12 protein-coding genes are annotated in these 22,730 nt (G+C 48.4%); 7 read left to right on the top strand and 5 right to left on the bottom strand.

Translation table 11 applies throughout. From position 1 onward, the window contains the following. Window positions 1-84 precede the first annotated feature (84 nt). From ACOJUN_RS17870 to ACOJUN_RS17845, 6 genes are all read left to right on the top strand, one after another. Window positions 85-8,973: a hypothetical protein gene (locus tag ACOJUN_RS17870; RefSeq protein WP_422133265.1), complete on the top strand. Its 8,889-nt coding sequence runs from the start codon at window positions 85-87 to the stop codon at window positions 8,971-8,973. Between the two features lie 367 nt (window positions 8,974-9,340). After that, a complete protein-coding gene (locus ACOJUN_RS17865) occupies window positions 9,341-11,470 on the top strand; it encodes a type I secretion system permease/ATPase (RefSeq protein ID WP_422133264.1) in 2,130 nt (709 codons plus the stop codon). After that, window positions 11,463-12,872 (top strand): HlyD family type I secretion periplasmic adaptor subunit, encoded by a 1,410-nt coding sequence (locus ACOJUN_RS17860; RefSeq protein ID WP_422133263.1) that lies wholly within the window; start codon window positions 11,463-11,465, stop codon window positions 12,870-12,872. The genes ACOJUN_RS17865 and ACOJUN_RS17860 overlap by 8 nt, the downstream gene beginning before the upstream one ends. 100 nt (window positions 12,873-12,972) lie before the next feature. Then, entirely contained in the window at window positions 12,973-14,694 is a 1,722-nt protein-coding gene (locus tag ACOJUN_RS17855; protein ID WP_422133262.1) for a protein kinase domain-containing protein, read from the top strand. A 290-nt stretch (window positions 14,695-14,984) separates the two neighbouring features. Further along, window positions 14,985-16,055, top strand: a complete 1,071-nt coding sequence (locus ACOJUN_RS17850) for a hypothetical protein (protein ID WP_422133261.1) — start codon at window positions 14,985-14,987, stop codon at window positions 16,053-16,055. 489 nt (window positions 16,056-16,544) lie between these two features. Beyond that, window positions 16,545-17,474 carry a hypothetical protein gene (locus ACOJUN_RS17845; protein ID WP_422133260.1) on the top strand — a complete coding sequence of 310 codons (930 nt, stop codon included), beginning with the start codon at window positions 16,545-16,547 and terminating at the stop codon, window positions 17,472-17,474. Between the two features lie 98 nt (window positions 17,475-17,572). Here ACOJUN_RS17845 and ACOJUN_RS17840 read toward each other — a convergent pair whose 3' ends face one another. From ACOJUN_RS17840 to pdxB, 5 genes are all read right to left on the bottom strand, one after another. Next, window positions 17,573-17,767: a DUF3955 domain-containing protein gene (locus tag ACOJUN_RS17840; RefSeq protein WP_422133259.1), complete on the bottom strand. Its 195-nt coding sequence runs from the start codon at window positions 17,765-17,767 to the stop codon at window positions 17,573-17,575. Between the two features lie 188 nt (window positions 17,768-17,955). After that, window positions 17,956-18,597: a hypothetical protein gene (locus ACOJUN_RS17835; RefSeq protein ID WP_422133258.1), complete on the bottom strand. Its 642-nt coding sequence runs from the start codon at window positions 18,595-18,597 to the stop codon at window positions 17,956-17,958. A gap of 161 nt (window positions 18,598-18,758) precedes the next feature. After that, complete coding sequence (locus tag ACOJUN_RS17830; RefSeq protein WP_422133257.1) at window positions 18,759-19,616, bottom strand: hypothetical protein; 858 nt, start codon at window positions 19,614-19,616, stop codon at window positions 18,759-18,761. A 211-nt stretch (window positions 19,617-19,827) separates the two neighbouring features. Continuing rightward, complete coding sequence (locus ACOJUN_RS17825; RefSeq protein ID WP_422133256.1) at window positions 19,828-20,205, bottom strand: disulfide bond formation protein B; 378 nt, start codon at window positions 20,203-20,205, stop codon at window positions 19,828-19,830. A 109-nt stretch (window positions 20,206-20,314) separates the two neighbouring features. Further along, window positions 20,315-21,466 carry a 4-phosphoerythronate dehydrogenase PdxB gene (pdxB, locus tag ACOJUN_RS17820; RefSeq protein WP_422133255.1) on the bottom strand — a complete coding sequence of 384 codons (1,152 nt, stop codon included), beginning with the start codon at window positions 21,464-21,466 and terminating at the stop codon, window positions 20,315-20,317. A gap of 142 nt (window positions 21,467-21,608) precedes the next feature. Here pdxB and ACOJUN_RS17815 point away from each other — a divergent pair, with 142 nt between their 5' ends. After that, window positions 21,609-22,673, top strand: a complete 1,065-nt coding sequence (locus ACOJUN_RS17815) for a DUF3080 family protein (protein WP_422133254.1) — start codon at window positions 21,609-21,611, stop codon at window positions 22,671-22,673. Window positions 22,674-22,730 lie beyond the last annotated feature (57 nt).

The following is a 22,730-nucleotide window of genomic DNA, read 5'->3' as shown; positions in this document are numbered from 1 at the left end:
ACTTTAATAACCGAAAGATTTATAGGACTGCATCATCACTTCAAGCTTGGGGGAACATATATTGATAAAGGACTACTACCAAAAATGGATCCTGAACTCTTTCAAAAAAGTAGCAATTTGCTCAACCCTATATCGGGGATGGCAGCAGGTGATGGGAGGGAAAAGCAGATCGAAAGGGCTGTGATACGTGCTCTTTTAGAAAAAATGTTTGCAGATGGAACTATTTCAGACCCTGACCCTTATTTTGAAACATACGACAAAGACCTGCCAAAAAAGGCATTCGCTCTAATCAAAAGCATCATAAAACAAAGCAATATTGGGGATGTATTCAATAAACTTGAGGAATACGAACTAACGGACCACACCAGTAATAAATTATTTTTTAGCAAAGAAGCAAATTTTGAAGACAACATTATCCATGGATCTCTTTATGACTCACTCAAACCAATAATGGTGACATCTCGCACAAAAAACCCGGTAATCATACTACAACTCGATGAACTCTGTTTTATTCATAACACTGTAGAAGGTTTAAAAAAATCAAAAATAAACACAAAAGAACTCACAGCAAAGATAAAGGAGTATTTGAATCAATTCTATAGAGAAAAAACAATCAGTGTCTCCAGCGATGACATCAATAAAGTTGCAATCATGGCAACTAATCTTTTATATGATCCCGGGAAGGATGACTATCAGCTTATCGCCCAATTAGGTTATCAGGCCTTTGAAAGATTAAAAAATTACCAAATAAAAATAAAACCGACAATCAAGCTAACTGATGACTTCTCAGCAAACAATCCCTTCTATAACAGAAAACCCTATACCCCGGATATTGTCCAGTCAGTAATAGTACGGCAGAAGCCGTACGAAAAACTAATAATGATTCATGTTTCTGATAATCAGATCGACATGATCGATTCTTTAAAAAAGTGTCGTAAAGTTTATGATAACTACCGCACTGAAGACAGCAGCGTTTTGTTCAACGCTGTTAATGTCGATTCAACGGAAAGAAAAAAACTTGAAACAATAAAAGGTGCTCGGATCACAAATATTGGCGAAGACACTAAAGTCATCATTACTGGAAACCTTCACTTCTTTGATACCAAGTTGAATGCAATTTCTCCTCTCTACACCAGGTACTTGGTGGAAAAGCTATCAACAGTCCTGCGAATGGTGATCCCCAGGCATACCACCGTACAAAACATAACGTTCTTGTTTGACAACTCTGCGCAAGACATTCCGGGCTCTGAAGGTTTACTGGATATTAGACAGAAAGATTATGTTGTCCCTGAAGTTTTGAGGGAGTTGGCCAAAGAGAGTATCCGTGCACATTCAGCTGTTGCGGTTCGAGAGCCGATGTCAGCAGGTGCTCCTCAGCAAACCACTGGTCGTGATCCTGATAAGCCGTCAACCTCGAGAGATACGCCCTATCCTGAACTCAACCGTATTGTTTTTACCCTGAACGACGACGATACCATTAAATATAAAGCCAGGTTCGGGTTGGCCTCCATTGACCCCGAAAGTCAGTTGACTTATGCCAGACCCGAAGGCGAGTGCACCGGTACCATAGCCACAGGCAAGATTGTTGATGTCTTAAGCCAGGATGAGTCTTTTGTTAATTTAGAAGAAGATTCGATCAAAGCCTTAGACAAAATTCCATTTATCGGTGCCAACCCCGAAGGTCATTCTTCCTCTCAAAGACTCGAAGGTGAGCACTATAACGAGATGGGAGATGACTTTAACGATCCCAGAAAAGATGCTCGAGATTATAAATTACAATTTAATTTCCAAGCCGCAATCTCTCATGGATTATGGGAAAATAATGGCAATAAAAAAGTTGCTTTCGTCAATCCGGATCACAGAAAAACTGATCGTTTATCAGACTCACTCTACCTGGCTGAGCATTCTTCCTCGTACAGTGAATGGCTTGCACGCTACAAAAGACGTTTTCCCGAGGCTCACGAAGTCGACCTGCTTGAGCGGGAAATGGACAAATTCAAGAGTGAAGAAGCGAAGGTCAAGGCCTTCGAAACCCTTAAAAGACGGATACAGGCAAAATCATACGATATTCACACTGTCGATCCTTTAACAGTAGAAGGTGCCGCCAGACTTAACGGGAGATACAAAAATGATTTCGACAACATCGATTTTCTCACAGTCGAGCTACCGGGGCCTTGTAACAGGCCTCGAAGATCAGCCGATACCAACAGCTGTGTCACCCGGCGTAAAGAACTGGCAAATGCCCTCCGTTTACTTTCCGGCTCCGATACCCAACTCTATCTTGGCGACGACAACGACAAAACGGATATCGCCCTGCTGAAAACCTCCAACGAAGGTGAGCGCTGGCTGCAGGATTTTTTCACCCGGTTTCGTCGCCTGGAAGGCAAGGACGCATTAGCTCACACACGGGGCATTCACTCTGTCATTGCCCTGGACGACGCCTCGTTTGATTTCGCCCAAAGGCAAATCAAGAAAGGGACGCTGAGTGGCCAGCCCCTGTTGCTGAAAGCCACCCCCTCTGCCAGTTATGTACTGCTCACACCCGCTGGCCGGGTTCAGTCGGCCATCGCCGGAGGAGAGGGCAACCAAGTTACTGTCCTCGGTCGACCAGCTCGACTCATCGCTCATGCTTTGACGACACTGGTCGAATTTACCCCAGACTGCCGCATCGCCACCCTGACCGTCGGTGATCTTGCCAGCAGCAGCCAGCCTCGCGGAATCAAGGCCCTGAACGCCCTGAAAACCTTTATGACCCGTTCGCCCACCGACGGCAAACCCCTGGTGGGCGAACTGATTATCGAGCCCAGAAGTCGTAGTGCCCATGTCTTCAAACGACTGGTGAAGGATATCGAGCGCCTGATGCCAAAGGACCGCCCGGCGATTGAAACCCTTGTGCTACGCTCCCCGGCCACCCGGCAACCGGAGTACCGGCTGCTCCCTGGCGAAACGACTGTGCTGATGTCGCCCCGGCCATCGGATGCAAAAATCTCCCCCCACTATTTGCCGCCCGGCCACCCTTCGGTTCCGGTGCAACCCCGGACTGAAGACAGTCTCTCAGGTGTGGCCAGTGAGCGGGGCGAATTCAGGCAGCGTCTGCTGGAGTTCGACACCGCCCTGAGGGACGTTAAAGCCGGGCACTCACTCCCCGACAGCATGGTCCCCCGACTGGATACCCTCCACAGGCGTGGCCGGGGCTGGCGCATGGACTTTTTGGAACCCGATACACAGGCCCGAAAAAACATCCGGTTTACGTCCGGAGCCTTTGAACGCTTCCGCAGCTTTCTCCAGGGGCCAGATCATCAAGGGTTCCGAGTCAAAGGGAAAAAAACCTCCGCTGGAGGTCTGAAAAAAGCTGGTCGTTTTATGCCCTTGCTGGGTAGCGGAGTGCCCTTAGCCAGTCTCAACCTGACCGTCAATGAGTACGAGAAGGAACAGGACCCGGAAGTCAACAAACTCATGAAATCCAGGGTGATCTTCGAGTCGGTGGATACGGCAAATTCCACCACTTCTGAGTTTACCGGGCGGTACGGGGTCTTCATTGACAGTTTCATGCACCATGTCAGGGAAGTTTTTAATGGCTATTATAAGGAACAGTTAGAGGAGCTGGCCTCTAAAGGATTGCGGGACGCTCCGACCAAGACTACACAGATCTTTGACCTGATTCACGCCCAACTAGACCCCGAAAGCTTCCTGGCCAACAACCAGACCCTCAATGCGTTGATGAGCGGGGATGGCAAAAATCTCCTGACCTTGAACATCCAGTCCATCAACCTGGCGAAACAGACCCTGACCTACGGTGGCGGCTATTCATTCCAGACAACCTTAATCGCCGGAAAAAAAGACGACTGGAAACCATGTAAGGACGAATCCGTTATACTTAACTATTTCAAACCATACTGCGCCAGCGACATTAACCGGATCGAATACTCTCCTGACACCTTTAACCTGATCAACGATGCCCTGACGACATTATGCAGGACGGAGTCGCGTTTAACCGGGTATCAATGCTCAGACGGGGTATTCCACAACCTGCGGCAGATGACCGGTAAAATGATCATCTTAATGCCTTCCGTACCCCCGTGGAAGGTCAAGCTCCGCTACACCCCCTTAGAAAATATCCTTTCAAGGAGTGCGCTGGACAGCAGCTCCCCCGGTTTGAAGCTTCTGGATGCCGTCAGCGACAGCAAGCTGAAATGGCTTTACCACAAAATAGTGAAAGACATCCGGTATACCGAGCTTGAGCGGCGTGGCTCCACTTATGTCAGGTCCGACCATTTCAGCTACGACCATAAATACCTTGGCCAGATGCTCACCAGTACCGACGGTTTGAAGTTCCGTCCGTCAACCAGCAGTCTGTATCTCGATAGCCACAATCACCTCGTCGTTTTTCGTCAGGTCTCAGACGAATTTTCCAGACTGCTGGGTTATGACCTGTATAGTCCTGCTGAAGGGGCCGGCAAGACCTACGTCCTGATGTCCAACGGTAACCACCTCATCCGCGTTCACCCCCGGGGGCAGACCTCTACCTGGGTGTTGAACTACGACGGGCGGCTCCCCTATGCCTGCATTAACGGATGGGGTGGAGGGGTGGAACGCTGTTCATCCGGGCCGACTGACAACCAAACCTGGACCCTCACACTGGGTGAGACCCGCTTCCAGTTTCCTAACCCGACGCCAGACGCCCCCTATAGAGTGATAGCTCAGGATCCCAACACCCAGTTTGAGTGGCTGCCGGACCGCAAAGTGATTCATCGCTTGTACGACACTGGCGAACTGAATCACAGTTCGTTAAGGGCCATCAAGCTGGAAGGAATAATGATCAACTACACCGGGGCCAGCCGTTTCCTGCCGCTGGAGCTGAAAGACTGCGACGCCTCACCCCGGATCCGCGCACGCTGTATGGCCGTAGCGCCGGAACAGTGGCTCACATCCGGGTTTGTGCCCAAAAAACCGAAGCTGTGGGCGATGGCCGGTGCCATTGACCCGTTACCCATGAAAGCTGATCCGCCCCCGCGAGTCGAGCAGAACCCGGCCTGGCTGCAACATAAGCAGGACTGTGACCGACAGGTCAATGAGTATCTTAAAAAACCTTACCGCTGCTTCCCTGACAAGCTGGGACTGGCAGAAGCGGACTGGGATCAGTTAGACCGGATCCGGCTCTGGTACGATACCCACCACAGCACGGTAATCCCGCTCGTTGCTCCCTCCGATGACCAGGTAGAACCACTCCAGGGAGGCCCGGACACTGGCTACTATTTTTTTGACTCCGCCAACGGCCAGGTGTTACTACAGACCACCGGAGTCCTGAACCGGGACATCAGCCACTTCCATGAGCTTGAGGTCAGCAAACATGGCGCCTTGTTTGGTAACCACGTATCAAAGACAGTGCCGAACAAAGATGAGTCACAATTGCTGGTGTTTGATGCCCCCTATTATTACCTGTTGACGGCCAGCCCGGCCGGTCAGCTGGCTCACCAGGTTATTGCGGCAGAAACACTGGATGGGCAGCTCAGCGTACCTCCTACCCCACCTGCAGCGACACCCGACACAACGACATCTGACGAGGAGCTGATTCCCTTGCGGATGGTCAATAAATACGACAGTCCAAGTATACTTGGGACCGGCTTTTATGACGGTGCCACCCGAACCTATATTGCTTTCCTGAGCAGCCTGTTGGATGGCGGCCTGCTGATCAATAAGGACGACGGCAGCCGCTTCCGGCAGATCAATGAGCCAGTCCAGAAGACACTGCGCGAGGAGCACCTGCCGGTGCGCAAGGTGGTGCAGGGCCGGACTGTTTACTACCTTTTGTTCAGCCAGCATTCCGGCAATCTGTATTACATAACCACTGTCGTCAAAAATACCAAGAGCGTCCAGCGCCTGAGCTCCGGTTTCCAGGTGATCCGCCCGGCGGGCGAGCGCCGGTCCCCGGCACAGATGGCCGACAACCGGATCTTTGCCCGTGTGCAGGCGCGCTCCGGCGGCCTTTTGGCTGATACCCTCAGTGGCTATCGGCTGTGGATACCAGACCAAGCCTGGGACAACACCCGGGTGGTCAGCGAAAACCTGTCAGTGGAGTCAGGACCCTTTGAGCACTGGGAAGTCAAGGCCACCGGGCAGACTGTCGCCAAGTCGAACGAGACCCTGAGTGTGCGCCAGTTCACCCCCCAATCCGGCGTGGTGATGGACAGCCTGAACCTGGGCCAGATAGTCAACCAGGTCTTCACCAAAGTAACCCTGAGACACCCCGGCACAGCCTGGACCACCGCCAGTGCCCGGGCATTCATCGGTGGGCTTAAGGAACAGTTGCGCACCTTGGTGGCAGAGGCCCGGAAGCAGTTTTCGGCAACGGTGGGACTGGTGCCGCTGAGACCGATCACCCCGATGACCGACCACCCCCTGCTAAGCGCGATCAGACAGTTGGACTGCTGGTACTTCCCAGGCCATGATACCCTGCTGGCGGCCAACACCCGAGACCGGTTTAAGGTCATGGTGAACGACGATGGCCAGCTGCTCGCCCTTTCAGACACCCGCAAACAGGAGGCTTTCGAGTTTTTCCCCCAGCCTGACCAGGGCGCCAAAGGCCATCCCTTTTGTGGCAAGGCTGCCGCCGTTCCGCTGACCGGGGTGCCCAACGAGTTCAACACCCTGATCTCCGGTCCCTGCAGTTACACCCTGCCCTATCTGCCCTATGACACCCAATTGCGAGGCAGTTACCAGTGGCAAGCCAGTGCTCAGGCATGGCGGGTCCAAACGCAGCAGGCCCAATACCTGGCCAACCGGGAGCGTCTGGCCCTGGTGGCCCTCGACCTCAGCCGGATGGGGCCCAGGAAAGCTTCCAACAGCCGAATGTTCAGGACCCGGCAGGATTTCAACCATGGCATGAGATCCCTGCCACGAGACATTCGAGAGCGGATCGACACCGGACTGATCGACCTCAGGCTGCGCCCTGGCTATCTCCCAACCCAGACAGCCTGGATAGATTACCGGGGCCGATTTCCCGCACAACAGAGACTGTTGTTCGGCCTGCCTGACAAGGGGCACAGTGTTCAGCAACTGATTGGGCAAACTTCGGCCATCATGAAAGACCATCACTGGTACTGGTTCCGTCATTCAGCAGCTACGGTCGTTTATAGTAAGGATCAGCAAACGCTGTACCGGGTTAACCTCAGAGGTTACCAGTCCCTGGGTACTTTTAATGGGGTAGCTGTGATGGCCGAGGGTCTGCTGCTGTCAGGAACCCCCGGAGCCGACAAGATCAAACTGGAAACGTTGCGGCTGGACACTTACTACCAAGAGCAAGAGCATCAGGTGGCCTTTGTCCGGAACGGTACCCGACAGCGGTTCGGGATCATGGTGGAGGGCCAGGGTGGGTCCGACGTGATTAAACTGGATGAGACAGACTTGTCATTTTTTGCCCGAATCCTCATCCATCCCGGCCTGGCTGAAGAAAGCATCACCAAGCACGACAGGGCACAAACCCGCATTGAACTGAATGTATCGGCCTTCCTCTTCCTTGCCTGGCGCCGGGGTCAGAACCTGGTGCTGTCCAACCGGTTTACCACCGGCGATGCCGAGATCGAGATTCAGCAGGTCTGGGCCAGACAGCACGACCAGTTCCTGCAACCCACAACGCTGGTGTTCAATGACCTTGAGCTGTCATTATCCGACCTTGCAGCACGGGTGACGGACTCAGGTCAGGGGGTCGTCCTGCCACTCACGGTGAGCAGCCTCGTCAGGAAGGAACGCCTCCGATTCATCAACGCCACAGCCAGCAACCCCCTGTACATCCAGCAGGACCAACCCGTAAAAATCGTCACCTACCAGGCGATGGACGGGATTAAACTGACAGTGGAACCCCTGAACGCCACATACGTCAGACGTCAGGTGTTTATTACTGGCACAGGACAGTGGGGCTGGGAGCCGGGCAGTGTTCAGGTGAGCGGGCCGAAACCCGACAGCGGTTACCAGTCATGGCCGTTTCTACCCTCCGTGATCAGCTCGTCCGCCATCGGTAACAGGACAGCGAGACTCTGGGGCAATAGCCGCAGTAATATTCTGTACCTTGGCGCCGACGCCCGACAGTGGTCACTCCGTGGATGGGGCGGTCATGACCTGCTGCTGCTGGGAACCTCAGGAAACACCGCCCCACGACCAGAAGTGCTGGCAAACCGGGGCGACCAGTGTGACAACCGGAGGCTGGATACGCCCGGCAACAGCAGCCTTTGGCAGGCCATTCTCGACTGGACCCGCCCGCTGGTCGGCGGTGTTGGCAATGACGTCTATGACCTGCGGGCGTGCAGGCCAGCCCGCACAATCGACAGCCGTGGCAAGCATTATGTTCTACTGTCGTCGGGGTCTAAGGCGGATTTACGACGTTTGTCGGGTGATAACAGCACCGCACTGTTCTTTACCGACCTGACCCCGGAACAGGTGGCGTTCAGCCAGTGTAACCCGCAGGCGCAGAGCAACCTCACCCACAGCAACCACTCCCTGCCATTGGATAGCCAAACCTTCAGGATCATCAATACCCGCAACAACCAGACACTGGCACTGGTGAAACCGGACGTGCTGGCCAGCCTGCACTTTAAAGGTGGACAAGTCAGCCTGAACCCTATGGCTATGATCAACAGAAATGACAGTACGTCAGCCATGGACGACAGTGACGGGGGAGAGAATGAAGCCGTGACCTTTCTGAACAAAATCATTCGCAGAGGGCAACGGCTGGTGAATTACCTGTGCAGCCTGGCCGGAGGTGAGAAAGGCGACATTGAATCAGAGAGCGAGCGGCCATTAGGGACAAGCCTGAATGATACGGAACTGTACCAGCACTACCAGCGACTTGTTCAGGACCTCAGTGCCCTATCAGGCAATCACAGTAGCGAGAGCCCGTCGTTTATTACATCGGCAAGCCAGGGAATGACACAAAACCTGACGACTCCGCTAAATTTGACGTTGATAAATCGGGGTTGAGTAAACAGGCTGATCAAGTCATTACGATAGTCCGGAAGTTTGTGTGCAAATTCTGTGAGGAACATGGCGGAGTTCCATACTACACTGCGTGTTGCGTTTTTTACGCATTTGAAGCCCTCTGTTTCAGCATTCCCTGATGTTTATTGATATTGGGTGATGGCTGAAAAAAGCAGAAGGGCTTTATTTATTTTGCAAGATCAATTTCCAAGGTTTCAATAATCAAGGTTTTCAATAGATTGTGTTTTTTGATGGGAACTAACCTACAGAAATGACCTTAAAAATAATTTTTTTTCAGGCTTTGTTTGTTTACACAAAGCTGGTTTGCACATAGTTCGTTTGCACAAAAAAACATTGCAGGCAGTACACAATGGATCAACCCAACACGCACTCGGCAGCAAGTGCACTCGCTCTGCTGCTGAAATTCCATGAAAAAAACGTCGACATCAACTCGCTGATTCATGAGTTATCCGGCAAAGACGTCAGTATCGACATACGGGAACTTGTCAGGTTATCCCGGCGCCTTGGCATGAAGGCCCGGAAGGTCAGAATTAAAAACAACCTACATAAAGCCCCTCTTCCCTTTATCGCCCAGGGAAAAGATCACCAGTTTTTTATCATTGCCAATATCGATACAGATAAGCAGACCGCGATGGTGCAATTTTTTGGTCAGCAGCCATGTATTCTGAAACTGGCAGAACTCTGGAAAAGCTGGGATGGCAGCGCCCTTTGGATGACCCGACGGTTTGATTTGGCCCACACCATGAAACGCTTTGGCATCAGCTGGTTTATTCCGGTGGTGATCAAATACCGCCGGGTATTGGGCGAAGTGGTTCTTGCCTCATTTTTCCTGCAACTGTTCGCCCTGATTACCCCGATCTGTTTTCAAGTTGTTATGGATACAGTGCTGGTGCACCAGGCCATATCCACCCTGAATGTTATTGCCATTGCCCTGCTGGCCATGTCACTGTTTGAAGTGGCGCTGAGCACCTTGCGGATGTATCTGTTCTCCCACACCAGCTGCCGGGTGGATGTAGAGCTGGGCAGCCGACTGTTCGAGCACCTGTTGAAAATCCCCATTGCCTATTTCAGTGCCCGGCCTGTGGGTCAGGTGGTGGCCCGGGTTCGGGAGCTGGAGAACATTCGGGCATTTCTTACCAACAATGCCATGACTCTGATACTGGATCTGTTTTTCACCATTGTTTTGTTTATCGCCATGTACTTCTACTCATCCACACTCACCTGGGTCGTATTGGCTTCCATCCCTTTTTACGTTCTGCTTTCCGTACTGATCAGCCCTAGCCTGCACAATCGCGCCAAGGAACTGTTTGAGCGCAGTGCCATCAATCAGGCCTTCCTGACTGAAGCAGTTACCGGCATGGAAACCCTGAAGTCAACTGCTGTTGAACCAAGAATGCAGTCCCGCTGGGAGCGTTACCTGTCGAGTTATGCCAAAGCCAGCTTCAACAGCAGCGTACTGGGCACAGTTGGCAGCAACCTGGTGGAGCTGATTAACAAAATTGTCACCGTAGCCCTGTTGTGGATTGGCGCCAAAGAGGTCATTAGCGGTCAACTGACCATTGGTGAGCTGATTGCTTTCAATATGCTTTCAGGTCAAGTCGCCCAGCCGATCCTGAGGCTTTCCCAACTCTGGCAGGAGTTCCAGCAGTTCCGGATATCCATTGCCCGCTTGGGTGATGTTCTGAACACCCCCCAGGAGCCACAGCAGAGTCTGGATAAACCACCCATAGAGGCATTGCAGGGTCATATCCAGATGGAGCGGGTCAATTTCAGCTACAGCTGCGAACTGCAGAATACCCTGAGCGACATCTCCCTGATAATTCCTGCCGGACAAACTATCGGCATTGTTGGCGAGTCCGGCTCCGGTAAGTCGACCCTGGCAAAACTGCTGCTGCGTCTGTATGTGCCAAACACCGGGAAAGTATTAATAGACGACAACGACATTGCGCTTCTTGACCCCTCCTGGTTGCGGCGGCAAATCAGCGTTGTGCTTCAGGAGAACACACTGTTCAACGGTACCATCCGGGAGAACATTGCCCATTCAGACCCCCTGCTACCTATGGAAGCTGTGATTGGTGCTGCCAAACTGGCAGGTGCCCATGAATTCATCACCCGTATGGCCCGGGGCTACGACACCGAGCTGGGTGAGCGTGGTACAGGACTGTCCGGTGGACAGAGACAACGAATTGCCATTGCCAGGGCACTGACCAGCAATCCAAAAATTCTTATTTTCGATGAGGCAACCTCAGCACTGGACTACGAGTCCGAACATGTGCTGCAACAAAATATGGACGCCATTTCCGAAGACCGAACGGTGATCACCATTGCCCACCGACTTTCAACCATCCGACATTGTGACCGGATTATTGTCATGAAAGATGGCAGGATTACCGAAGACGGCACCCACCATAGCCTGATCGATATGAACGGTTACTACACAAGATTGTGGAACATCCAGTCAGGTAACCAAGATGATTAAACAGCTCAAGCGTCTCTTCTCTGCTTTTCGTCCCAAAGAAGAAAACGAGTTCCTGCCCGCTGCGGTAGAAATCCTGGAGACCCCCGCTTCCCCCCTTAAGCACGTCTTAACCCTCGGTATCTGCCTGTTACTGGTGATTGCTCTGGTCTGGGCATGGTTTGGTAATCTTGATGTCGTCGTAGAAGCGGAAGGGCGTGTTATCCCCGACGGGTACTCAAAAAAAATCAGTCCCATACAGGTGGCCAGAGTCAGCACCATTTTTGTCGATGAGGGTAGTCGGGTCAAAAAGGGTGACAAACTTATTGAACTGATCCCCAACCCCACTGACTCAGAAAATAATACCCTGCAAACCGCCCGTGAAATTACCAGTGCCCAGTTGTCTGCCCTTAGAGAAAAAACCCTGCTCAGGATGGTCAACACCCCGGACCTTAACCAGCCGGTTTCCGTTAATCTGGAACAGGAAGCAGCCCTTGCACAGCTGGTTTTTGAGGTCCCCCCTGACGAACAGCGATGGTCGACAGAAAACAGCAACCTGACCAGTGAGCTGGATGCTTTTCTTTCGGCGGATAAAGCTATAGCAAAAACCATTGATGAGTTGTCTACGACCCTGCTGGTTGATACCGAAGAAATTGAACGTCTTCGGCTTCTACACCCTATTCATGACAAGCTGGCCACCATTACCCAAGGCCTCTATCAGAAAAAAATGATGTCCGAAGTGGACTGGCTGACACGACGGGAAAAACAGATTGACACCACTCAGCAACTGAAAGTCATGGTGCTGCGCCATAAGGAACACGAAGCGCGATATCAGGCTTTATTGGCCGAACGACAACAAAAGCGTGAATCTTTTATCTCGAACCATGTTAAGGAGTATCTGGGAGCGATCGAACAACTGGATCGTGCAGACAAGACGGGGCAAAAGGCGAACCAGCGAGAAAAAAACCAGATATTAATCGCACCCATCGATGGCATTGTCCAGCAAATTCAGACCCACTCCTCCGGGGATGTGGTTCAGCCGGGCCAGCCTGTTATGGTGATTGTGCCCACCAATATGCTGCTGATCGTTGAAGCCATCATTCTTAATAAAGACATTCGCTGGGTCAGGCCCGAGCAAAAAGTACAGGTAAAAGTCGAAACCTTTCCCTACACCCGCTATGGCTATCTGGACGGTCATGTCCGAAGAGTATCCAGCGACGCAATTAACGATGAACAAAAGGGCTGGGTTTTCCAAATCTATATTGATCTGGAAAAAGACTGGTTTCAGGTGGAAAATCTCAGGATCAGATTACAGCCTGGGATGATAGTCACCGCTGACGTTATTGTTAGCCAGCGTCGTTTACTGGAATACTTCCTGTCACCCCTGCTGCGTTATCAGAAAGAAACCTTCCGAGAAACCATGTAGGTCAATGTTAATGCAAGACCACAGCACTTCTATTGTTATTGCATTTGACAGCACCTGCCAGCAATGGTTTTCTAGGCGCCGGGAAACAGAAAAGAAGAATATGAAGCCGTTAAAAATGACCACAGCCGGTGCCAGCAGTGCCGGCGTCAAGGAAGAAAATCAGGACGCCTGGGTGGCGGAGGTGCCAGCAAACACCCATGTAATGCATAACAAAGGTGCTGTTCTGGCTCTGGCCGACGGCGTCAGCGCCTGTAGTGAAGCCCGTCGGGCCAGCCATACCTCTATCTCCAGCTTTACCTCTGATTATTACAGTACCCCGGATTCCTGGACGGCCCGTTATTCGGCCGCCAGGATTCTCAGCGCATTGAACCGCTGGCTTTATCAGCAGGGTCATACGGACCCCATGGATAAGGGCAGCTGGTGTACCACTTTTACCGCCATGATTCTGAAGTCAGCGACATTGCATCTGGTGCATACCGGTGACTCCAGAGCCTGGCGGATAAGAAATAATGAGCTGGAATGTCTGACCCGGGATCATACTGCCACTCTGGGTGGACGACAGTATTTAGGTCGGGCACTGGGCATGGCGCCTGATGTCGAAGTGGATTACAGATCAGAAGCTTTGGATGTCGGAGACATACTGCTACTGACCACCGATGGCATTCATGATTTTCTCTCACAGGATGCCCTCAAAAAGTGCTTTTCCGATCAAAGATCACTGGATGAAGTGGCACAACATCTGGTGGACCTGGCATTAAAGAACGGCAGCCATGACAACCTGACCTGCGTCATCGGTCGCATTGATGAAGTCCCTGCCGGAGATGCTGGTGAAAACCTGGAAAGGCTTTCCCAACTGAGATTGCCACCAGATCTCTACCCTGGTCAGATACTCGACGGCTATCGTATTCTTGAAGAACTTCACGCCAGCAAACGCAGCCAGCTTTATCTCGCAGAAGATATTGGGCCTGAGGAAGTCGCTGCCCATCATGTGGTCATCAAAACCCCTTCTATCAACTATGAAGATGACCCCGATTACCTCGAAGGTTTTATGCGTGAAGAATGGATTGGTCGCAGAGTAAAACATCCTTCTATTATGGCAATCATGGCCCCCAGGCCAGGTCGGAAATTTCTTTACCATACCTGTGAATACATAAAAGGTCAGACCCTGCGCAGCTGGATGCAGGAGAACCCCAAACCGACTCTGACTCAGGTCAGGGATATTGTCGCCCAGATGATCACCGCTGTTCGGGGGCTGCACAGACTTCAGATTCTGCACCAGGATCTGAAGCCGGAAAATCTGATGTTTGACCAGAAAGGCCGTCTGAAACTGATTGATTTTGGATCAGCAAGAGTCGCGGGGGATTTGGAAAATCAGCAGGCTCATCACAGCGATTTACCCCAGGGCAGCAAAAACTATACGGCGCCGGAATACTTTCTGGACGGGGTTATCGACGAAAGAGCGGATCAGTTTGCCATTGGCGTGATGGCCTATGAATTGCTGACCGGTAAACTGCCCTACCCGGAACATTCAGGCAGCAGTATCAGGGTCAGACATTATCAGCATATGCAATACCGCCACGCCAACCTGTCTGACTCATCCATTCCTTCATGGATTGATTCGGCACTGGCAAAAGCCGTGGCTGCTGACCCGGCTAAACGATACCCTGCCCTGTCTGAGTTTTTGCAAGATCTCAAACAACCGAACCGTTCATTCAGGAACCGGGACTTTCAGCCCCTGATAGAACGAAATCCGGTGTTGACCTGGCAGTTGATTGCGCTGTTACTTTTTATTGTCAATCTGATCCAGTATTTAAGCAGTTAAACCAGAGCGGGTTTTACATATAACACAACGTCCGTGATTGTCTTCACAGCGTGAGAATGAGGTCTGATCCACTCGAGAGCTTTATACCTACGGTAAGTCAGGCCACTTTTCAGGCAATGTCTTTCAGATCCGTAGCATTGAGTGGCACCATTATGCATGTACTGAGAGGCAAAAACTTTGTTAGTTACACTTAACAACTTGTTATGAACTTCTTTTATAAATCTGATTCTAACTTACTACCTTTAATCCTGACTGGATAAAGGTAAATATTGGCTTTGGAGTAATAATTCATGGACGGTATCAATAAAAGAAATGAGTCATTCAATCCATTTCCACCAGAACCTAAGCGAGCTAAATCAGAGGAAGCATCCACCGGTGCTATTATGGGCAGGGACGTCACTGTACGTAACACTAGTGAACCTTCACTGCCTGAATCGCCTCTATTACCCGATACAGGGAAATCAACTGTAACTCATGTAACATCGGTTGAAGAAACGACTCGAGCAATAGAGCGCTACCTGAAGGACAGCTCCGGCAAAGAGCCACTGAACAAGCTTGGCATGACAGCGGAAGGGCGGATTGTCCGTTTGGCAGAGCAGGATGAATGCCATCAGCCGAAACTGCGCCGAGTGCTTGAACAACAGTTTGCGGCCCTGCTACCCACGGCTAAAGGCAAGTCGTTCTGGAAGCCGGAGGTTAAGAACACTTTAAGCACTGAATTTAAGACCCTTTTAAATTTCCGAAACCGAATCCAGCGGGACCGGCAGATCCGAAATCGGCTGATGGAGCTGGAGAAGCAATATGCTTCTGAATTTGAAAAACTCGATAAGCTGACCACAACCAAAATAACCGTCCTCGATGAGGCGATCACTAAAGGCAGCAATCAACCGGGCGAACCTTTTGCGCAATACATGTTTAAAAACGAGTTTACCCAAAGCCGCTGGGCATTTTCAGATAACCGCAAATCCGGGGCTATCAAACCCAGAGACTTCTATATGAGCAATGTGATTGCCCGTCAGTTTAAGTTGAGTTTCGACAGTTTCGGATGGCTTCTGGAACTGCCGGAGATCATTGACCGGGAAATGATTACGAATCAGAAAACCATAGAGATCCTGTTAGAGCACAAAAAAGATTACGGCTCGGACGCTTTCAAGACAGCCTTTCTGGAAACAACGGTAAACGGAAAGAGTACGGTTAATGTTGCACGGGATCTTGGACTGATTATTGAACGTATCACCGTTAGTTATCATCACAAGCTGGTGGAGAGGATTGATGAATCGATTACCGACAAAGAGGCGTATAAGTGGTTTGATGTGCATGTCCATGTCAGACCTGACGAAGTGCTGTACGACCCAGTATGAAAGTAATTCTCTGGTACAGGAAGTGCCTTAATATCAGTAATTTTGTTGAGAGTTTTTTTCTGAGTGGTGTTCATAAGCCCTTGTGAAAAAATAGACACTATAGAAGGACACCGCGCTGGCATTCCGGCGCCAGAGCTACAACACCCTAAACCGGCAGAAACAGCTAAAGCAGTTCGTAAAGATAAAAGTGGCATACGTACATTTGTGCATAGCAAGAAGATCTTTCCTTCGTAGGCAATGAGAATAATGATTTTCATGTGAAGTCCTTGCTGATTTAGAAGCATTTAATGGATGTCCTATTTCCCCTTACTTCCTGATTTAGAAGCATTTAATGGATGTCCTATTTCCCCTTACTTCCTCCTTCCTATTTCCCCTTTTCGTCGCATGAGCGCCTGACTCCAATGCTGCCGTTTCACGATCTCTGGTAGTTTGAAACCATTTCATCTTTTTAATGTCTAATACTATATACACAGTATGGAGATGAAAGCTATGTTGCTCAGAATAATAGTTTTATTATACTTATTTTCTTTTTTACTTAGTGCAGATGCCTCTGCGCTACGACCAACTTACGTAATGGTTTTTCATGAAAATTATTGTAAAAACTATAATAGTGCGATTCAACATTATATGGATAGCCTGGAGTTAAACGGGTATTCCGCATTTCATTTTTGCACTGACACTGTTGATATAAATGAGCTAAAAAAACGAATCAACCATAATACCGAAAAGAGAAAAGTGAGTTTATCCGAGATAAAAGGAATTAATATCTTTGGCCCAATCACTTCCACTAAAGTAATCGATTATCTTAAACCCTATGGCCTCTCATTTTATCCTACCACAACTTTAGCGGCTGATAATATTGAGTTAGTTTTACGGAAAAATACAGTAATCGATATTAAAACTGAAAAGTATAAATCTCCCGTTATTAAACGATGGGTGTCACATATATTTGCATCACCCAGTGAAATTAATACAGATATATCTACAGCACTGTATGCTTTTTCAGATAAGCTGGCTCGGCATGGAGTTATTTCCGCTGGAGAAATTTTCAAAAACAATCTACAGAATAATTTTTCGAATTACAGAACAATCGAGTATTATAGCTTCCCTCGCGGTGAAGGAACTGCAATAATAGGAATGACATCTTTTCCTGTCCTCTGGACCATTTCCGGACTTGCTCGCATGCGAGAAGGTTACGGTTTCTGGAAGCGATATCAAACATTCGGTGATTATTTTGGCAGCTCTCTTCTTATAGGCTTAATGTTAGGGCTTGAAGCATACTCAATAAAGAGTTATTTATATACTCAATATTACCTACCTGATGACAATCGATGGAAAAAAGTCTTATTGACAAAATCGTTAGCTATTGATGGTTTTCTCGATACTTATGCCGAGCAACATAACCATTTCCATTATTGAAAAATATTACTTTGAGAAGAAATGACAAGTACCTAAAGTAATGAGAGGCATTTTTTTTTCGCAAGGTTAGGTACTTATGACAATTATTTATTTTTAGCTCATTCTGGCTTAAAAAAGCTGATAGCAAACGCCACCAAAGCCAACAGTTGAAAAATCCAGAACAATGGGAGAAAACCGAATGACTCGGTTAGTATTCCGTTGTGATTTACGTATGCACCGACAGAGTAGTAGACGACTAAGCAGCCTATGCCACATAAGCTCAAGATCAGACTTATCTTATATTTACGGAACATAAAAACCTCAACGCTCTAACCTTTCGATGTTTAAGCTTCTGCTCAAAAAAACGATTCTCGATTATCTTAAAGTAGCTATTAATTATGATTCTATCACCAACCATTGTGAACCGCCGGTGTAAAGAAGCTATTATCGGACGCTTTAGATAAATACCAGAAACCTCTGGCCATCCAATTTTTTCGCTTTACTATCTACTTACTCCTCGCTTGATTGTCCAGGTAGAAATCAGTGCCTCTGCTAACAACAAAGGGGTGGGTAAAAAAGTTAATAAATGTGCCCCTGACTGATTCGAGAACAACTTCCCAGCATAATGACCCTGAGAAATTGAACTAAATACGGTTCGCGATTCTTCAACAAACATACTTTGTTTTTCGGGTTTCATAGTTCCGAAAAATTCTTGTATCATTTCAAAAATAAGTTCTTTTTTAACTGTTCCTTTCATTTCATAAAAAACTGCAGACTGGAGTATCATAACATATCTTAAAATCAACTCACGGCTCTCATTTGGAACATAATGCAAACACAATGTTGCCAATATGAGTAGTGAAAGAACATCCCCTTTAGCGGCGTATTCTTCACTTAGGGTTGAAACAAAGGGTATCAATTCACTTCGAATGCCATGTTCTGAAACAATCTCATCAGTAATATGCAGCATTGAAACCGCATCATGCTGCATCCCCCAGGAAAGTGAACCATGCAATCTATCTGTAAAAGCTATTTTGAATTCATTTATACTGGCTTCTAATTTCTCTTTACCATCTGCAAATCCTGAGTTAGGAAACATAGAAAAAGCTATAAAAATTGACAAGAAAATCTTTATACTTTTCATGATGTACCACCATGTGTTTTTAACATCAGAAACTAAAAATAGCTCATTTTTTTCACTTTGCCTTTTAACTTGACACCAGCAGTCATTACCGAAGCAGTTTTTGCATTGAGTGCACCAAAACTTTTTTGGAGTACCAGGCGTGCCGCAGATAACCAGAAGGCTCAGTCATTTCCTTCAAAGGTTATTTGTTTTGAATAATATTCAGGCGCTAATCTAACGATCCTCACTGAGTCTGAAGGGTATGACTCCTGAGCAGCTGACAATGACTGAAAAAATATATCACACACTCCATGTTTGCTTATATACCTTCCATCTCCTATGTAAAAAAGACTATGAACTAAACTTTCACCTGATAATAATTGAACGATGTCTCCCCAGCGTACTTTTTCCTGATCGAATTTTTGAATAGATACAAATGAAAGCTTTTCATACCAGCCATTGAAATTTTGACTTATTTGTTTATCCATTCCAAATGCCAGGTAATTAACAAATTGATGACAAACACCACTCACAACACTTTCCTGATCTTCAAAAAAATATAAAGTTTTGCAAACATTCTCAAAGCCGTGCGTAAAGATATCTGACAACCTTTTTTTTACTTTCTCCCGATAGCATAAATCAAGATTTACTTCCTCGCTCAAAGGCAAAGACACTGAAAAATCTTTTCCTGAAACAGGGTAATCCGGACTTAATCTATAATGCTTTACACCATTTAAACTAAACGGAAAAACATGATTTTTTTTAACTCCGGATTTTTTTTCAACGTCGAGCTTTTCAGCGTAATGTTCTTCAAGGTACCATTTTATTACGTAGAGTTCTTCATTAAGAAAACGAAAATCATTAGCAGAGTCAACCTTTCTTTCTGATAATAATTTTGTTCCAACCTGAGCTTGGTAACTTTGATAAGAGCTAACTTGATTAACTCCTAACTCTTTAGCTCCTAAACCTTTAGCTTCAGTAGTTTCTGATTGAATTGAAGCCAGGTTGAATTGTAATTGCATTTCTGTCACTGAGTTCATTGTTATACATCCATTAGTATTTCATTAAGCACCTGTCCAGATAGTTTATCAAATCTGGATGGCAGTTTTTTTATTCTTCCAGATTAAAAATCTTATTATTCATTTGACAGATAAAACGAATAATAATTTCCTTTTATGGATATTAATACTAACCATAAAGTAAGCCAGCATAACAAATAGCCGGAACTTATCTTCGGACTTTTGTTTCAGACTATTGCTTCAGACTTTTACGGCTTAGTAAAGCCCGTTCGATCAAGAGCAGCAACTCGCCACAGAGCAAACACAGAGCAATGATAACCAGCGGGGTATTCAACGAGAAGTGCCAGCTTTTTATCATCAGGAACAGGTGCTGGGAAGCCGTGACCAGACCGACCACGGAAAACAGACAGGTTAAGAAAATACTGATATAGCGGTAATGAGGCAAAACCATCAGAACACCGAGCAGACCAATGGCAGTTCTTTCCGTGCGGCAGAATGGACAGGTTTTCACGATCTCTGTCAGATCCATCCACCAGGTCACTGCGCAAATCGCAATAGCTATCCAGCCCAAAGGTCTAATGTAGCGGCTCATCACCAGTGTTTTGATCATGTAACCTGTCCCAGTGAACTCATCTGTACAGGTTTATCGTAAGATTCCTGAGACTCTTTATAACGAAGTGATCGTATCGATCTGCATATGAGAAACTAACAAAACTGTCTCAGACCTCCTGAAGATTAAAGCCCAGGGCCTTCAGATGTTCTTGAACCTTAGGCTCACACTTTTTGGCCTGAAGCACCAGGGTGCTGAATTCCCGCCGCTCCCGGTAGTGCTTTCTCATCCGGTCAAATTCGATAGCGCACGCCTCTTTCTTCATGGTGATGAGACGTCGCATAAGCGCATCGTCACGGCGCAGATCGTAGACGGATTTCATCGCAATACCTGCGGCCTGGGCAGCGGTAGCTGAGTCATTAAAACCCATTCTCTTCAGTGCAGGCATGGGAGTGATAGCGGCCAGTCTAACCCTGCACGGCAAGCCAAAGGTCTGGCAAAGGGCCTTATAGACCTTCTCGGTACCCGAGATCTTGCCGTCAAGACTATAGCCCGCAATATGGGGGGTGCCGATATCCACGCGAGCCAGCAAATCCAGATTGACATCGGGCTCATATTCCCAGACATCCAGCACCACACTGAGATCCAGACCTTCTTCGAGTAATTCCAATAGCGCCTGATTATCAATGACCGGGCCTCTCCCGGCATTGATCAGAATAGAGCCCGGTTTTATCTTGCTCAGCCTGTCATAATCCAACATATGATAGGTAGGATAATCCACGTCCTGGGTCAGGGGAGTATGCAGAGCAATGACATCACACTGACGTAACAAAGTTTCCAGGGATTCGAACCGAACACCCGCCGTTCGTTCACAAAGTGGATCACAGGCCATGACCTCAACACCCAGCCCTTCAAGGGTTTTATACAGTTGGCTGCCCACCTGACCATGACCCACAATACCTACCTTTCTGTTCACCAGACTGAAGCCATCCCGATCGGCAAGAATATCCAGGGCGCAAAGCACATACTCAACAACAGAACGGGCATTACAGCCAGGCGCATTGGCAAAAGTAATGCCCCGGCCAGCCAGAGTTTGCTGATCGATATGGTCAACGCCCGCAGTACAAGAACCAACAAACCTGAGAGATGAAGCCTGCCGCAGTAGTGCTTCATTCACCACTGTTACTGAACGCACCAGCAGCGCGTCTGCGTCCGCAATATCGCTTGCAGTAATATCTCGCCCGTGTAAAGCCACTACTTCACCCAGTGCCCCGAAGCATTCATGAAGTAATGGAATGTTCTCGTCAGCAACAATTTTCATCGATGGCCGTATTCGTTAAATCCAGTGATGGCGTGATACTATAGTCCATTCTTAAAATTAACAACTCAGGGCTTATGTGGATCGGTCACTCCTGTTTGAGAAATAAAACCTATACTGCACTCAATCCTGTCAATCACTGCTCATGACTTTGAAAGTAACTGTTCGCTCCCTTGCCTTGCTTTTGCTGATCACACTGGCAGGCTGTGGTTATCGTTCCACAGCTGAATACCAGCTGGAAGAGTATGAAGAAAGAATCAGTAACGTTACCGGACAGCCAATGCCGTCTGCTACGGTCAGTTTTCCTGAAATGCCTCCGTTAAGACAGCGTCAATATCCATTACCGGATATTCGTTTAAAAGCACTGGAAGCCCTGAATCTTCTCGAATGCCCAAGACTTACGCAGCTTATTGCACACCGCAACAACAGTTTAGGTAAGCAGATGCAGCCTTCCCAGTTGCTGCACTACGAAAAAAAACTGATCGTCCAGCTGGAAGACTGCACAAACTATTTACAGCAGCAGAATAAAAAGGCAGAACTAAGAGCCAGATTGAAAGCTATCCTTCAGCGGAAAGAAGCCGCATTGCCTGCCGCCAAATGGAACATGCTGCTGTCTGGAACTGAACTGCCAAGCCAGTTGAGCGGCTTTCAGACCCTGCTTCCTCTCCATGGAGATAATGGCCGTCAGGGAACACTGGAAGCTTTAAACTATCTGAGGCTTTATCTGAAAGATGACCGTTTTGCTCCTCCCTACGATCAACAGTCTCTGGAAATGCAACTGCAACAATTAACCGCTTCTCACTACAGTGGTCAACTACTGGCTGCCGCGTCAGCTATTACCAACACTCTCAACCGTGTTTCAGTGATGCTGGAAAAGAGCGACAATATCTGCCCTCAAGGTCGGCGCTCTGTAAAAATAGAACGACTCAACAATGTCTTCAGACTTTTCTACGTCGACAGTATCCAACCCTACATGGCCAAAGTCGTTTCAGAAGGGAGAGAGTGGCGATCTGTCATGTTGCCTTTACTGCTTGAACTGCCACCTGCTCCAGACAAGGCCATGAAAGACTACCTATTGGCCATTACCGGTTCTGATTACGCCTTTTCAGTTTGGCAGCAATTGGACAAGGCCATTCTGCGCCATACCCGAAGTTGGCAAAAAGTGCTGTCTGAATGCCAGATGCAACCCGGACAAATCCCTCCGAATTAACTTCCAGACTCCAGTGCCGATAGACAGCCTTAAGGGCGATTCCTGACTCACACTTAT

The organism is Endozoicomonas sp. ALD040 (genome assembly GCF_049275945.1).
In the GTDB taxonomy this organism is placed as follows: Bacteria; Pseudomonadota; Gammaproteobacteria; order Pseudomonadales; family Endozoicomonadaceae; genus Endozoicomonas_A.
This window is presented reverse-complemented; position numbering and strand designations above follow the sequence as displayed.

Excerpts from the sequence above, each read along its gene's own strand:
- ACOJUN_RS17845 (WP_422133260.1), top strand. The coding sequence starts at position 16,545 with ATGTTGCTCAGAATAATAGTTTTATTATACTTATTTTCTTTTTTACTT.
- ACOJUN_RS17830 (WP_422133257.1), bottom strand. The coding sequence starts at position 19,616 with ATGAACTCAGTGACAGAAATGCAATTACAATTCAACCTGGCTTCAATT.
- ACOJUN_RS17865 (WP_422133264.1), top strand. The coding sequence starts at position 9,341 with ATGGATCAACCCAACACGCACTCGGCAGCAAGTGCACTCGCTCTGCTG.
- ACOJUN_RS17835 (WP_422133258.1), bottom strand. The coding sequence starts at position 18,597 with ATGAAAAGTATAAAGATTTTCTTGTCAATTTTTATAGCTTTTTCTATG.
- ACOJUN_RS17815 (WP_422133254.1), top strand. The coding sequence starts at position 21,609 with ATGACTTTGAAAGTAACTGTTCGCTCCCTTGCCTTGCTTTTGCTGATC.
- ACOJUN_RS17860 (WP_422133263.1), top strand. The coding sequence starts at position 11,463 with ATGATTAAACAGCTCAAGCGTCTCTTCTCTGCTTTTCGTCCCAAAGAA.
- pdxB (WP_422133255.1), bottom strand. The coding sequence starts at position 21,466 with ATGAAAATTGTTGCTGACGAGAACATTCCATTACTTCATGAATGCTTC.
- ACOJUN_RS17840 (WP_422133259.1), bottom strand. The coding sequence starts at position 17,767 with ATGTTCCGTAAATATAAGATAAGTCTGATCTTGAGCTTATGTGGCATA.
- ACOJUN_RS17825 (WP_422133256.1), bottom strand. The coding sequence starts at position 20,205 with ATGATCAAAACACTGGTGATGAGCCGCTACATTAGACCTTTGGGCTGG.
- ACOJUN_RS17855 (WP_422133262.1), top strand. The coding sequence starts at position 12,973 with ATGAAGCCGTTAAAAATGACCACAGCCGGTGCCAGCAGTGCCGGCGTC.
- ACOJUN_RS17850 (WP_422133261.1), top strand. The coding sequence starts at position 14,985 with ATGGACGGTATCAATAAAAGAAATGAGTCATTCAATCCATTTCCACCA.
- ACOJUN_RS17870 (WP_422133265.1), top strand. The coding sequence starts at position 85 with ATGGATCCTGAACTCTTTCAAAAAAGTAGCAATTTGCTCAACCCTATA.